The sequence below is a fragment of the Chitinophagales bacterium genome, from assembly GCA_016787225.1.
GTDB lineage: Bacteria > Bacteroidota > Bacteroidia > Chitinophagales > JADJOU01 > CHPMRC01.
Window position 1 is genome coordinate 39,177 of sequence record JAEUUY010000020.1, and the last position, 14,160, is coordinate 53,336.

Consider the following 14,160-nt stretch of genomic DNA (forward strand, 5'->3'; position numbering starts at 1 on the left):
AAAATAACGGTAGTTAATTTTTCACTCCAATCGACCTACAAATTTCACAATGCTCTATCTTATGCCCTCTCGCAGGACAATATTCTCTGCCATAGAAAATGATTTGAAGATGGAGCTTGTTCCATAGATGCTCTGGAAATAACCGTTTGAGATCTTTTTCTGTTTGTTCTACATTCTTTCCATTCGTCAGTTTCCAGCGTGTGGCTAGTCTATGAATATGCGTATCCACAGGAAATGCAGGTACACCAAAGGCTTGACTCATCACCACGCTAGCCGTTTTATGTCCTACACCTGGCAAGGCCTCCAATTCTTCAAAACTCTGCGGTACCTTACCTTTGTGCTGATCCAGCAATATTTGAGATAAATTCCAGATAGCACTCGATTTTGATTTGGATAAGCCGCAAGGGCGAACTATTTCTTCTATTTCCTCTATGGTTAGTTTGACCATGGCTTGCGGTGTTTTAGCGCGCTCAAAGAGGGCAGGGGTCGTCTTATTGACACGTTCATCAGTACATTGTGCTGATAGTAGTACGGCTATGAGCAGGGTATAATCGCTAGTATGGTTGAGAGGTATGGGAGTTTCAGGATAGAGTTCCTCGAGTTTGTTTTGTATATAAAAAACTTTTTCAGCTTTTTTCATTAGGTTGATTAACAGTAAAGAATTTATCCATGTTTTCTCGATGTAAATTTCCCAATTAAAACACCAATCAATAAGATAGAATATAGTTGACCTATTATTCCGAATAAGGAAGTTAGCAATTTTGTAAAATGTATTGTAGGTCTAATGTCGCCAAATCCTATACTCGTAATCGTAACGCTGGCGAAATAGACAAAACTGGCGTATGTGTCCACAGGATTGACATTATGGACTCCAGAAAAACTATCGGGGTATAGATAGAAGTAGAATTGAAATGCAAAAGTGGCCAACTCAATAAGAAGTAAATATCCACATATAGCTGCTATGATAAGGTCTAGGTTGATATAACTTGGCTGTAATAAAAATTTAAGTATTTCTATAAGAATAAATAGGAAAAATAAGAAATATACAATATTGAGCCAAGACATAAATAAAGCAGCAGTACCAATGTGAAACCAGAGATTCACAGGGAATCCAATTACCAATATGAGTAGTATGTTCTTTAAATTTTTCTTCCATTCTTGTTTTTCTATAAAAACACCTGAACTCGCTATTCCTAATATGACCATATTGAGCGGCCATACATAATTGATGTAGAAATCTAGATCTTTGATAAAAATGCCTATAAACAAGTGCTGAAGCAGGGCTATAGCAAGAATTTCATATTTATAGAAATGGAAGTAACGGTTAATATTTCTTATGAAATGATTCATAGTGTAAATATAGACTTAGCTCCTCAAAAACTGAAGAATTGTTTTTGTAAGTTCTATGGACTTCAGGCTATGCCCCAATCCTTTGGTGAGTATCAATTGGCTATTTGACCATACCTTATGCAATCTTTTTGAATAGGCTGCGCTTGCATCTTTATCCTCTTCATCATGAACTATAAGGCAGGGATAGGTGAAATCTTTCGCCAATAAAGCAGCAGAAAAGTCACTAGGTTTTTTATGCACTCTGCGTTGAAATTCATTTTCCAAACTCCGAATACTGGCTTTCGACAATTTCATAAGCTGATAGTGATACTGCATGAAGTCCTCTACCTCTCCGGGTGCTGCTAGGATAGCGGCTTTGAGATATGGAGACTGTGGATGCTGATGCAGCCAATTGATAATTGCATAGCCACCAAATGAGTGTCCGACTATGGCATCCCATGGCCCTATTTCCCTCGTAAAAGTCTCTATGATTTCACTGTAAAGTGGCAAGGTGAGCATGCGACCTCCACTCAGCCCATGACCAGGTGCATCCAGAGCATATATACTGTAATCACCTTCCTTGAGCAGTTCTACGAAAAGTTTCCAACGATAGCTATGACTCGCCCATCCATGTACAAACAATATTTTTTTTGCGCCATTACCCCAGCGATAGGTCTGAACCTTTTGACCATGCACATCGAGTGTTTTATGACATGCATTGAGAAGATAGGATTTCTGATGTGCTTTCAATTTTTTCGCCATAGGCAGGCAAAAGAGGTCCAGGCCCCATTTACCCGCTTTTTGAGCATTGATTCTTGTCAGAATATTCAATCCTAATCCAGTGGTACGAAGCGCTATTTTTTTGAAAGACATATTTATACTCAACTAAAAACTACCTTACAAATAAACCTATTGCCTACTAAATGGAAGGAAAAAACTTAGTTCGCTTTAGTTCGCTGGTGTTGTGTTTTCAACTTTCCCTTTACTAGGACGGAATAGGCTGTCAGCGCGATAGTAAATTTGTATTCTACAATATAAAAGCTATATTTGTATTCAAATGAAAGTGGAAAGTGAAATGAGAGATTTCGATACACCGCGACGTAGTCAGAGACTACGCCGAACTGGGGAACTTGCTCAGTGGAAAAACTCTAAAATCTTTGATTTTAGTTTCAAAAAATGGATTATTTATGAGTGTAGAAAATCCAACTTCTAAATCTTCATTAAAATTAAAAGCAGTTTGAGGACTAATCTCTAAATAATACTGCAAGGCTTGCTCAACCTCGATAATAGCAGATTCACGTAACTGAATCTTATAACACTGTTCGCTGTAGTCTAAAGTCGAAGTCGTGCAATGTTTGGCGAAGTTTTTAACTTCGTCAGTGCTTTAGTAAATTTGTAATTTACAAAAATAAATGCCCCTGTTGAGTGAATTCCTAGCTCGGCGTAGTGTGGCGTGGGCGCTCGCCCCGTCAGGTGTTGCCACCCGACTCAAAACAAAGCAAAAGAAAAAATAGTGAAGCGATCAATAAAGTAATTTAGCTAAAGCAAATCGATGTATGATTGACTAAGATTTGTGTCATTTTAAAAACTCTTAAATAGACACCGTTTTCTCTCACTACAAACTCTGAAAATCAAGTCTATTTATCCGCCTATTATATTACCAAATTTTAACGATGGATTGTGCATAACTTATGGATAAAACCTTCATAAAATCGCCTGAAATTGACTATATTTGTAGGCTAACAAAAAAATAGAAATTTAAGTTTTCCATGAGCGATTTTGATGATAAGGATAAGAAAGGAATTATTAATGTAGATATTAGCAATTCTATGAAAGACAGCTATATAGACTATGCTATGTCAGTGATTGTAGCTCGTGCTATTCCCGATGTGCGGGATGGGTTCAAGCCTGTGCATAGACGTGTGATTTTCGGTATGCATGAGCTAGGTGTTACGGCCTCTAGTGCCTATAAAAAATCTGCGAGAATAGTAGGGGAAGTTATGGGTAAATTTCACCCTCATGGAGACTCCTCCGTATACGATACCATGGTGCGTATGGCACAGGACTGGAGTTTGAGATACAAACTGGTCGATGGTCAGGGGAATTTTGGCTCCGTGGACGGAGATAGCCCTGCAGCTATGCGTTATACCGAGGCTCGTATGAGCAAAATAGCTATGGAGTTCGTCAATGACCTGGAAAAAGAAACCGTTGATTTTCAGAAAAACTTTGACGATACGCTAGACGAACCTAAGGTTATGCCCACCAAGATACCTAACCTCCTAGTCAATGGCTCGAGTGGTATCGCTGTAGGTATGGCTACCAATATGCTTCCGCACAATCTCGGGGAATCTATCGATGGCTGCATAGCTTATATTGACAATCGTGAAATTACTATAGATGAATTGATGAAATTTGTCAAAGCCCCGGACTTCCCTACGGGAGGGGTTATTTATGGTCTAGATGGGGTAAGAGAAGCCTTTGAAACAGGTCGTGGCAAAGTAGTAGTGCGAGGTAAGGCTGAAATAGAGGTAGAAAACAATCGTGAGAGTATTATCATCACTGAAATCCCTTATCAGGTCAATAAGGCAAAACTGCATGTACAAATCTCTGAACTAGTCAATGAAGGCAAAATTGAGGGTATCTCCGATGTGCGCGATGAGTCTGATAGAAATGGAATGAGGCTCGTAGTGGAGCTTAGAAGGGATGCTATTACCAATGTAGTCTTGAATAGACTCTATCAGATGACGCAGTTGCAGACTTCATTTGGAGTCAATAACATAGCCTTGGTCAATGGACGCCCCGAGCTATTGAACTTGAAGCAAATGATTCATCACTTTGTGGAGTTTCGTCATGATGTAGTGACACGCCGCACCCAGTTTGAACTCCGCAAGGCAGAAGCGAGAGCGCATATTGTCGAAGGTTTGATAATAGCGGTGGACAATATCGATGAAGTTATCGAGATAATCAAAAAATCTCCAAGCCAATCGGAAGCACAGCGTGCACTTGAGGCTCGATTCTCGCTCTCTGAATTGCAGTCCAAAGCCATAATCGATATGCGTCTAGGTGCTTTGACTGGGTTAGAAATTGATAAATTAAAAGACGAGTATCAGAAACTGATGGATCTCATCAAGAAATTAAAAGAAATCCTATCAGATGTGGGTCTTCGTATGCAAATTATCAAAGACGAATTGCAGGAGATGAAAGATAAATTCGGCGATGCTCGCAAGACTGAAATTATGGCAGCATCGGGCGATATTGATATTTTAGATATTATAGCGAATGAGCAAGTGGTAGTCACCATATCTCACCTCGGCTATATCAAGAGAACTTCGCTCGAAGAATATCGCGAACAAAACAGAGGGGGACGTGGCGCTAAGGGATCTAGAACGAGAAACGAAGATTTCACAGAGCATTTATTTATTGCGAATACCCATAATGTACTTCTCCTGTTTACGAGTAAAGGTCGATGCTATTGGATCAATGTGTATGAAATACCAGAAGGCAATAAGACCAGTGTGGGGCGGGCTATACAGAATTTGATGAATATAGCAGGTGATGAGAAGATTCTAGCCTATTTACCAATCGAGAATTTGAAAGATGAAGAATATATCAATTCGCATTATGTATTTTTCTGTACGAAAAAAGGTGTGATTAAAAAGACCCTTTTGGAAGAATTTTCTAGACCTAGACAAAACGGGGTAGCCGCTATAACGATACGCGAAGACGATGAATTATTGGATGCGCTGTTGACCAATGGCAATATGGAAATGATTATTGCGTCTAAAGAGGGAAGAGCTCTTCGCTTCAATGAGAATAAGGTACGTTCAATGGGACGAACTGCTGCTGGTGTCACAGGTATGGACTTAGGTGAGAATGCTACCAATGAAATAGTAGGTATCGTGAGTGTAGATAAGAATAGCGAAATTCCTCAATCCGTATTGGTAGTGAGTGAGAAAGGATTTGGTAAGCGAACCTATATCGATGACCCCGAAGATGGAGAGGCTATCTACAGAGTTACCAATAGAGGTGGTAAAGGTGTTAAAACGCTTAACATTACTGAGAAAACAGGTGACCTCATAGCTATTCTCAATGTAGTCGATGGCAATCATTTGATGATTATCAATAAATCTGGAATCGCTATTCGCTTGAGTGTGGACAAAATGCGTGTCGTGGGCCGAGCTACTCAGGGTGTTACGCTTATTAAACTAGAGAAAAAAGATAGCATAGCGGCAGTAGCCAAGGTAGTGGTAGATGAAGATGATGAATTGGAAGATGATGATACGGTAATAGGCGACGAATCTGTCATGGACACCGAAGATGATAATCAAGCTGAAAATAATTCTACAGAATCTGATGATGTGGAATAATATTTGATAGGAAGAAGTTATGTTGAGATTAGTTCTGCTTTTTAGTTTATTCTCCTGTACCGTGCTTATCGGACAGACAAAAGATGTGTCTAAGGCAGCCTCCTACTATACGGCATTTACTAAGGAGAACAAAGTTTCTGATATAGAACGTGCCTATGACCTAATAACCCAGGCATTAACGATAGCTGAAAATCAGAATAATGCCGAAGCGAATTTTTATCACGCAGTCATCGTGAAACAATATTTTGAATCTAAAAAATTGGATGTTAAGTCTGATTTAGTATTCAAAGTGTCGCAGTCTCTCATCATAACTTATCAGCTCGACAAGAAGTTTGATAGAAAAGAACAGTTATTGCGCTTGATGCAAATCGCTGGATACGATTTGTATTCTGAAGGAATAAGGCAGCATAGAGACAATAAACATGAGTTAGCTTATCAGCTTTACAAAGACCTATTTCAGATTCAATCTATTCTCGAAGAGAATAAACTCGACTTTACTTTGGAATCTAATTCTGGTGAAAAGACTACCTTGCCGACCAAAGATATCACTAATAATATGGTCATATTCTGCATAAATAGTGGTAAGAAGGAAGAGGCGAAGTCATTATTTGAAAAAGAAATTCAAACCAATCCTTCTGCGGTTAGTTATGCTCGCCTAATACAGCTTTGTTATCAAATAGATGACAAAGCTAGTGCGAATAAATATATTCAAGAAGGATTGGCGAAGTATCCTAAAGATAGTGACTTGTTGATTTATTCGATCAATAGCAGTCTGGGAGAAAAGAACTATCAGCAAGCTTTGGTTCAGCTAAACGAAGCTATTCGTCTCACTCCTACAACAAGTTTATATTTGGTGAAGTCACAAACGCTAGAGAATCAAGATAAATATGAAGAAGCTATGTTGAATTATAGGGAAGGATTAAAACTTTTTCCGAATGATTTCGACTTGAATTATGGACTAGCTTATGTACTGTTAAATTCTTCTTTTGAAATTTTGAATGAACAAAATGAAAAAACCAAACCAAAGGCATTATCTCAAGTAAAAGAGGCAAAGGAATACTTCGAAAAAGCCAAGTTGATTAATCCTAATAAAGTAGATTTTGAGAAAATATTTGAACAAATCAATAAGGTAAAATAAATATTAAGTAAAATAGGTAATTCAATAAATAAAAACGTAAAGCAATTATCACGAAGTGATATCGAACACTTAGGAATGAAAATGCAATCTGAATTATATTTTGAAATAATATAGACTATAAATTAAAAAATAAAGAGATGAAAGAAAAAATTATTCTATTAGTGCTATTTCCAATCTTAGTTATAGCGCAAAACAATCCACCAGCAAACTATACTGTAAAAAATCTTATAATAGGTGAAGGCGATCATGTGTTTATGAATTTCCATACCAATACATCAACCACAAAAAACCAGTCTGGCTGGGATATAGCTCTTTATAACGAAGTGCATGAAATAGGTGGTATGATTAACGAAACGAAAGGGGTGAGAGTATGGCGAGTATTTAAAGACACCAATCAGTTCAGTTCTCTAAGTTTAAGTGATACCCTTTTATCGGTCTCAAATCATGCTAGCATATTCTATCATGGTGCCTTAGATACCATGTATACCGGTACATTGTCTACTAAATTTAATATTGGCATAGGCGATTTTTATCAGGATAATTTAGTAACTGTGCCTACTAAGATGTATATTATAAAAAGAGAAGATAATGTATATGGTAAGTTTTTTATTTCATATAAATCTTCAGGGGGTCGAAATTTTATTATCCGTTATGCCAATATAGACAATAGTGATCCAAAGTATATCGCTGTCCCCAAAGTAACACCCTTGGCAAGGCATTATAGATATGTAAAATTATCAGACGCTAGTATCCTCAATGATTTTGAACCAGTTTATAACGATTGGGATGTGGTGTTTAGAAGATATAAAGTCGGCTCAACTACTTATCCTATTGGAGCTTTGACTAATAATGCGCATAATTTGATTCGCATTTCTAGTATTAATGGTTTTCCTGATGATTATTTAAAGCAAGGAGTGGTAAATACAGAAGCCTATGAAGCGATAGGCGATGTAGCAACAGTAACATATAATGGCTCATTAAGTACCTCTGATATCATCACTAGAAATTTTAATCAGATAGGAGAAAAGTGGTTTAATACTGCTACAAATCAACCTTTTACTGGCAGAAGCTATTTTCTAAAGGATAGAAATAATCGTTTATGGCATTTGGTCTTCACAACCTATGATGCAACTACTAAATCTGTGAATATTGCTTTTCAGCAAAAAGGCTCATTTAATTCAATTCAAAGTAGGGAATCGCTAAATGATTTTTATTCAATATATCAGGAAAATAATCAACTGGTAGTTGAAAGCGCAGAGCAGGGAAAAAACGCATCCATATTAATTTCAGATATTATGGGCAAGGTTGTATTTAAAGGTGTATTGAATGATAAGTTGAAATTAGATTTGAATGCACAGAAGCCTAAATTATTGTTTATTCTAATTGAAAAAGACTCTAAATTGTTTACCGCAAAATTCGGAGTTCATTAGTATATTTTGTGAGGTATTTTTTAGCATCAGTATTTTTTCTTTTTCTTGTTAATTCGGTTTACAGTCAGGAATTTATTGTACAACATTCTGTAACCAATGAGCCACTAGAAGGCGTCACCGCAATTTTATTTTCAAAAAATCGACCTTTAGATGTTACCAGGACAAATTTTAAAGGTGAAGTTTATTTTAAAGATTTCTCTGTGTGGGATTCCGTGATAATGTTCAAATTAGGTATGACTCGAATAGTAATAGATAGGTCACTTTATACAAAAGTTTTGTTTATGAAACCTCTTAAAAATGTCCTAGAAGAAGTTATCGTTACTGGGCAGATTGTACCTGGAAATAAATATCAATCTCCTTTTAAATTAAAATTTTATACAGCAGAGGAAATAAAAAATAAAAATGCAGTAACACTTGCAGATTTTTTATTGACAGAAAATAATTTTACCATTAGTCAAGATCCAATTTTAGGAACAAAAGTATCCATCAATGGAATGAGCGGCTCAGATTTAAAATTGATGATAGATGGCATCCCGGTTGCAGGTAGATTAAATGGGAATATAGATTATTCACAAGTACTTTTAGGCAATATAGAAAAAATAGAAGTAGTAGATGGACCATTATCTACGATATATGGAACTAATGCCACAGGTGGTGTTATCAATCTTATTACAAAAACCGGTTCTTCTTATGAATCAAATATCAAAGCTAACTTATATGCAGAATCGGTAGGTGTTCTTAATGCGAATGCATATTATAACACTGCAGTGAAAGGACATCGAGTAAGTCTGGGCGTGCACCGCAATATTTTCTTTGGTTGGGATCAAAATTCAGATTCACTAAAAAACGCTATAAAACCTTTGTGGCGTGACGTAGCATGGAATCCAAAGGAACAGTTTATGGTGAATACATCCTACTATGCACCACTTTCAAAGAAAACGAGTTTGCATATGAAAATTAACGGCTTTTGGGAAAGTATAATGAATAAACTCAACCCAGCCTCTTCTCAACAAACAGTGGTGAATGATGAGTATTATAAGACGACAAGATTCAATGTAGGGGGTAATACCAATACCATTTTCTCCAAATATGTAGAATGGCAGAATTATTCCAACTTTAACTACTTTTCAAGAAATATTGAATTTTATAATCAAGATCTCATTGCTGGAAATCAAACTTATTTAAGAAATGTAACGGAGAGAATATATAATTTATTTGGGCGCTCTCAGATTAAGCACGAGATACCAAGTAAAAATCTAAATTTACTATATGGAGCAGATTATAATATGGATATCGGTTCTTCTCAAAAATTGGATACCAATGTAAAGGCTATTAGAGATTTGAGTTTATTCGTTATGGCAAATTATAAGTTTTCTGAGAAACTACTCATGCAGCCTGGACTTCGGTATAGCATTAATAATGTTTCGAGTACACCGATTTCAGCTACTTTTAATTTTAGATATGAATTGAGTAAGCATTTTAGCTCTCGAGTGGCATTTAGTCGCGGATATCGAATTCCAGAATTGAAAGAATTATATTTTACTTTTATTGATATTAATCACAACATAACTGGTAATCCTAATTTAACCACTGAAACAAATGATAATTTTCAAATAGGAATTGACGTGAAACCCGATAAAACCAAAGCGGCTAGTAAACTCATTTCCTATTCTTCGTCTCTAAATTTCACTTACTTCAATAAAACAAACGCTATTGATATTGTGAATGTAAATCCCAATACGAATGAGTTTAAGTATTTGAATGTAGGAAATGTGCGTGGTTTGATCACGAATATTGACAATAGAGTTAAATATAAAGAGTATCTATTTGTTCTTGGTACATCTGTAAATGGATTTCAACGATTATTTAATAATACTGCTAATCAACTAGATTACTTTTTATTCAACTGGACTATTAACGCAAACTTGACTTACTATTTCAAGAAACTAGACATTAAATTAACCTCTGTAAATAAATTCAATTCTTTCAATCCTTTTGTAGTATATAATCTGCAATCTAATATGGTAGAGGAATCTTCGCTTTCTGCATTTATGTATTCTGATCTGAGTGCTTCTACGAATGTCTGGAATGATAAACTCAATATTACATTAGGGGTCAAAAATATTTTTGACATTAAAAATCTACGAGTAACAGGATTTTCAGGGAATTTTCATAGTGCTGGTTCTGGTGAAGTCAATAACCTTTGGGGAAGAACTATATTCACTAGTATCACTTTAAATTTAGATAATGTTAAATAGAATAGTGTTTCCGCTTTCTTGTTTGGTTATAATATGCTCTACGACATCTTGCATGAAAGAAATAGATGGGCCTTTGGATATCACTCTATCACCTTATCCAAAAGTAGAGTTGAATTTAGAACAAGAAATGGATTATAAGGCTAAAATATATTATAGTTTGGCTACAAAAGAAATAATTAAAACCTCTGATAATTATAGTTGGCACATAGCATTTGCTTCTCAAGCGTCTAATCCTCATAAAGTATTAATGAATTATGCTTTAGGTAAATCGACTTGGGGTGCTACTCGTCAAGATACGAATTGGGCGAGAACAATTACGCAAGCAGAGTTGTTTTCAGAAACACAAATTTATGCGAATCATTATGACAGCTTTGCTAATCTTTTTCAAAGAGGTTTTTATAATGTATACTATTTAAATTTTGGGTCCAATCTAGTCAATAAAAAATTTCAAGTATTAAGCTATACAGCTACAGAGGTTAGTTTCCGATATGCGAATTTAGATGGGTCAAATGAGATAACAAAAACGATAACACTAAACCCGAATACAAATTATACCTACATATCGTTAATTGATGCATCTGCAGTTGATGTAGAGCCAATAGATAGATTGTCTTGGGATTTTGAGGTGACGCGCTATACTACCTATGTTACAGATTTCAGCCAACCGCAAATGTACGGTGTGGGAGGGTTCATATCGAATCCAGCTAAAAATATTCTAGTGGCTAAAGTAGAGAACAAGAATTTAGAAGATCTTTCAGATGCGAGTTTGACTAGTCTACCATTTAATAATGGACTCACTAGTATCGGATATGACTGGAAAAAATTTAGCAATGGTGGCCCAGATGGTTTTTATACGATACTTCCTCGTAGCTATGTGATTAAGGCAGATGGAAAAACCTATGGTATTCAGTTTATCTCTTATACTAAGACTATTGCTGGTAAACCAATAAATGGTTATCCTGTATTTTTATTACGGGAATTTTAATTTTACATTAATATCCTTTTATACCAATAGCGGTTTTAAAATGGTCCAACCCATTTTAATACCTTGCTACGGTATTAATTCAATTAAAGGGCACTTAATTTTTTCGCCAAGCCTTTTAGGATAATTAATCAAATAGCAGATAGATTCCTCCAAATATTATCACTATGAAAATAATTGGTAATAAAAGATTGAGAAGTGCTCTCCCGAACGAAAAGTTCTGAACTATTGAGGTGCCAATAACACAAAGTATAATACTGTATATACCTAATCCAAGTGACGCCATTGCTAAGGAATAAAAAATGAATGCTGTGGCATAGTCGCCAAATTCATTATCAAAGTCAGATGTGAAGGCATCACCACCAAAAAAAAATATTTGAATAAAGGTTAATATAATATTGCCAATGGCTGGTATCATCGAATATGTGAACACTCGATATAATGATTCTCTATCTCCTTTTCCCTTTAACATCAAGCCAGCCCATGATACAAGAAAAGAATAAAAATAGAAGGATATCCAGCCTAGTAGACCTCCAACTATGATGGAGCCTACTATGATTTCGGTTAAAGATTTAGTATCTCCCATATTCCTTAGACTTGCTCGGTCAAATGCATTGACTACTCCTATCAGAAATAGTATAAGGTACATATTATTTTCGTATTGCTTTGTATGGATAAAACGCAATACAGAATAGGGTTTAGACCATATTTTAGTGAATATTTCATAGTCACTAAAATTTTCATGTTCAAATTCTTCAAAATTTTGGAGCATATTCTATTACCTTTTAAATCTAAAATAGATTTAAAAATTTTTTATGAAACGCAGAGTTCTTCATTTTTCACTAGAATTTCACCTCATTAGACTTAATGTAGAAGGGGTTATTTTACAAAATCTCCTTTCATGAACATATAGGATTCTTTCAATTCTCCATACTTATCGTATATATGAAGGACTCCCGTTCCATTCATTAAAGAGCCTGGATAAAGCGGTTTTCCATTCTCTAAATAAGCGCCCAAAGCAGTCCAAGTTTTTCCATTTTTATATTCTACTTCATTCCACCGTTGTCCAGAAGGATAGAAATGTCTTCGAGTGCCATTAAGCTTACCGTCTATGTAAAATTCTTCCATTTCTACTTGTCCACTAGGATAGAAATCTCTTGATTTACCATTGAGTTCATATCTTTCGTAGAGTTCTTCTCTCTTTAATTTACCACTCGTATCATTATATTTTCTAATTATAAATTTACCAGGGATAATATCATAAATAACTTCCTCCATTTTATTTTGACCATCAGCGGCATATAAGATCGATTTACCTGTCAGACTATCATCTTTGTACTCGTATTGCGCAGCTAATTTGCCTTGAAGCGTATATGCTTTACTGATACCGTGTCTCTTTCCATTCCTATAGTTTTGTTCCCATATTTTAAATTTGAGTTGAGGATTCAAACTATCCAGAATAGAAAACACAAAGCTACCTACTCTTTTATTTTTTAAATAATTACCTTCAATACATACCAGAACTTCTTGGGTAATATTAGCTACTATTTTCTTAGAGTCATCTAAATCGAAAAAGCTCAAAGTCATAGTTTCATATTCTTTACTATATCCATTACCAGCATTAGAAATAGCTTTAAACTTTGCAGTATCTCTTAGTACTACAAAAGACTTACGATTATACTTAAACTCAGGAACATCTTTCGTGTCAATAAGTTGGGCATTAGATTCTATAAAATAAATTATAGTGCAAATGTTAAGGAAGAGTTTTATCATACAATATTATTAGTCACACTAAAATAATTAGAATTCTATAAATGTTGTTTAAAAAGATTCTAATATCTTTCACCGGGACAAGCTGGTGAGAAAAATGTCCAAGATATTGTCAAAAATACATTTGCAAAATCATCATTTCCATTCTCAGAACCACGCTGCTTTCCCGGACTTGCTATTGAGTTCCCAATTTCTTTACTTCTGTCATATAGCAAATAAGATATGCCTTTGTCAGCCTGTGGAAGATTTATAGGTGATACATATTTACCGCTAACATCGTCTAAGTAATCTGTCATAGTTCGTTGAATTCGAAAATCTAAGCCGACACTTATATTTCTCTTCACATGGAGTTTGAAACCACAGCCATAATTGATAGATAGTGCATAAAGATGATATCGACCTAGTTGGGTATAACTCTGATCTGTCTGACCTTCTGTGCCTAATGGTTGTAGCGAATATTCTTGACCTTTGTAATAGGTTTTAGGGTTAAAAAACAAAACTCCTGCCCCAAAAGATAAATATGGCGTAAATCTAGACCCCATTTGATTATAGTAAACATTTTTTACATATTTTAAAAAATTGAATTCTATTTGTGCTTGCAAATCAGTAACTGAGCTATGAAAGGACAGATTTCGCTGCTTTTGAAATGTGGACGATGAATTCGCATCATCTGCTGCTAGCTGCATATAGGAAAGAGAAGTTTTTAAGCAAAATCGGTAGCCATAATTTCCACGCCAAAAGACGGTCGCTGAAGGTCGTATGGCATCTATACCGAATTGGGTATTGAGATCGCCATAATAATTAGCGAATCCAGCTCCAAATCCTATTTCATGTTCTAGTCTAGGTGCTTGGCTATGTAATTCTAAAGAGGCTAATATCACCAAAA

Annotated in this window: 11 protein-coding genes; 5 read left to right on the plus strand and 6 right to left on the minus strand. The window is 35.5% G+C overall.

The features are described 5' to 3' along the window. Nucleotides 1–13: 13 nt before the first annotated feature. From nth to JNL75_06915, 3 genes are read right to left on the minus strand one after another with little or no spacing between them, the layout of a single operon-like run. Nucleotides 14–640 (minus strand): endonuclease III, encoded by a 627-nt coding sequence (gene nth / locus JNL75_06905; GenBank protein ID MBL7789547.1) that lies wholly within the window; start codon nucleotides 638–640, stop codon nucleotides 14–16. 23 nt (nucleotides 641–663) lie between these two features. Then, entirely contained in the window at nucleotides 664–1,350 is a 687-nt protein-coding gene (locus tag JNL75_06910) for a two pore domain potassium channel family protein (GenBank protein ID MBL7789548.1), read from the minus strand. A gap of 15 nt (nucleotides 1,351–1,365) precedes the next feature. After that, nucleotides 1,366–2,202, minus strand: a complete 837-nt coding sequence (locus JNL75_06915) for an alpha/beta hydrolase (GenBank protein MBL7789549.1) — start codon at nucleotides 2,200–2,202, stop codon at nucleotides 1,366–1,368. An 896-nt stretch (nucleotides 2,203–3,098) separates the two neighbouring features. Here JNL75_06915 and gyrA point away from each other — a divergent pair. The 5 genes from gyrA to JNL75_06940 all read left to right on the plus strand — a co-directional run bounded on the left by gyrA (nucleotide 3,099) and on the right by JNL75_06940 (nucleotide 11,507). Beyond that, the gene (gyrA, locus tag JNL75_06920; protein MBL7789550.1) at nucleotides 3,099–5,696 is read left to right on the plus strand and encodes a DNA gyrase subunit A; all 2,598 of its coding nucleotides are present in this window, start codon (nucleotides 3,099–3,101) and stop codon (nucleotides 5,694–5,696) included. Between the two features lie 19 nt (nucleotides 5,697–5,715). Beyond that, nucleotides 5,716–6,834, plus strand: a complete 1,119-nt coding sequence (locus tag JNL75_06925; protein MBL7789551.1) for a hypothetical protein — start codon at nucleotides 5,716–5,718, stop codon at nucleotides 6,832–6,834. A gap of 137 nt (nucleotides 6,835–6,971) precedes the next feature. Next, on the plus strand, nucleotides 6,972–8,264 hold the full coding sequence (locus JNL75_06930; GenBank protein ID MBL7789552.1) for a hypothetical protein: 1,293 nt from the start codon (nucleotides 6,972–6,974) through the stop codon (nucleotides 8,262–8,264). 281 nt (nucleotides 8,265–8,545) lie between these two features. Further along, a complete protein-coding gene (locus tag JNL75_06935; protein ID MBL7789553.1) occupies nucleotides 8,546–10,522 on the plus strand; it encodes a TonB-dependent receptor in 1,977 nt (658 codons plus the stop codon). Beyond that, complete coding sequence (locus JNL75_06940; protein ID MBL7789554.1) at nucleotides 10,512–11,507, plus strand: HmuY family protein; 996 nt, start codon at nucleotides 10,512–10,514, stop codon at nucleotides 11,505–11,507. The genes JNL75_06935 and JNL75_06940 overlap by 11 nt, the downstream gene beginning before the upstream one ends. A gap of 124 nt (nucleotides 11,508–11,631) precedes the next feature. On the opposite strand, the gene JNL75_06945 is transcribed toward JNL75_06940, so the two are convergent. The 3 genes from JNL75_06945 to JNL75_06955 form a co-directional block, all read right to left on the minus strand. Next, nucleotides 11,632–12,276: a YIP1 family protein gene (locus JNL75_06945; GenBank protein ID MBL7789555.1), complete on the minus strand. Its 645-nt coding sequence runs from the start codon at nucleotides 12,274–12,276 to the stop codon at nucleotides 11,632–11,634. Between the two features lie 107 nt (nucleotides 12,277–12,383). After that, nucleotides 12,384–13,277, minus strand: coding sequence for a hypothetical protein (locus tag JNL75_06950; GenBank protein MBL7789556.1), 894 nt, complete (start codon nucleotides 13,275–13,277; stop codon nucleotides 12,384–12,386). A 59-nt stretch (nucleotides 13,278–13,336) separates the two neighbouring features. Then, nucleotides 13,337–14,155, minus strand: a complete 819-nt coding sequence (locus JNL75_06955; GenBank protein ID MBL7789557.1) for a hypothetical protein — start codon at nucleotides 14,153–14,155, stop codon at nucleotides 13,337–13,339. Nucleotides 14,156–14,160: the final 5 nt, after the last annotated feature.

What these genes read in the sequence shown, in the direction of transcription:
- JNL75_06910 (MBL7789548.1), bottom strand. Translation starts at nt 1,350, where the DNA reads ATGAATCATTTCATAAGAAATATTAACCGTTACTTCCATTTCTATAAA.
- JNL75_06925 (MBL7789551.1), top strand. Translation starts at nt 5,716, where the DNA reads ATGTTGAGATTAGTTCTGCTTTTTAGTTTATTCTCCTGTACCGTGCTT.
- JNL75_06935 (MBL7789553.1), top strand. Translation starts at nt 8,546, where the DNA reads ATGAAACCTCTTAAAAATGTCCTAGAAGAAGTTATCGTTACTGGGCAG.
- JNL75_06945 (MBL7789555.1), bottom strand. Translation starts at nt 12,276, where the DNA reads ATGCTCCAAAATTTTGAAGAATTTGAACATGAAAATTTTAGTGACTAT.
- JNL75_06950 (MBL7789556.1), bottom strand. Translation starts at nt 13,277, where the DNA reads ATGATAAAACTCTTCCTTAACATTTGCACTATAATTTATTTTATAGAA.
- gyrA (MBL7789550.1), top strand. Translation starts at nt 3,099, where the DNA reads ATGAGCGATTTTGATGATAAGGATAAGAAAGGAATTATTAATGTAGAT.
- JNL75_06915 (MBL7789549.1), bottom strand. Translation starts at nt 2,202, where the DNA reads ATGTCTTTCAAAAAAATAGCGCTTCGTACCACTGGATTAGGATTGAAT.
- JNL75_06940 (MBL7789554.1), top strand. Translation starts at nt 10,512, where the DNA reads ATGTTAAATAGAATAGTGTTTCCGCTTTCTTGTTTGGTTATAATATGC.
- nth (MBL7789547.1), bottom strand. Translation starts at nt 640, where the DNA reads ATGAAAAAAGCTGAAAAAGTTTTTTATATACAAAACAAACTCGAGGAA.
- JNL75_06930 (MBL7789552.1), top strand. Translation starts at nt 6,972, where the DNA reads ATGAAAGAAAAAATTATTCTATTAGTGCTATTTCCAATCTTAGTTATA.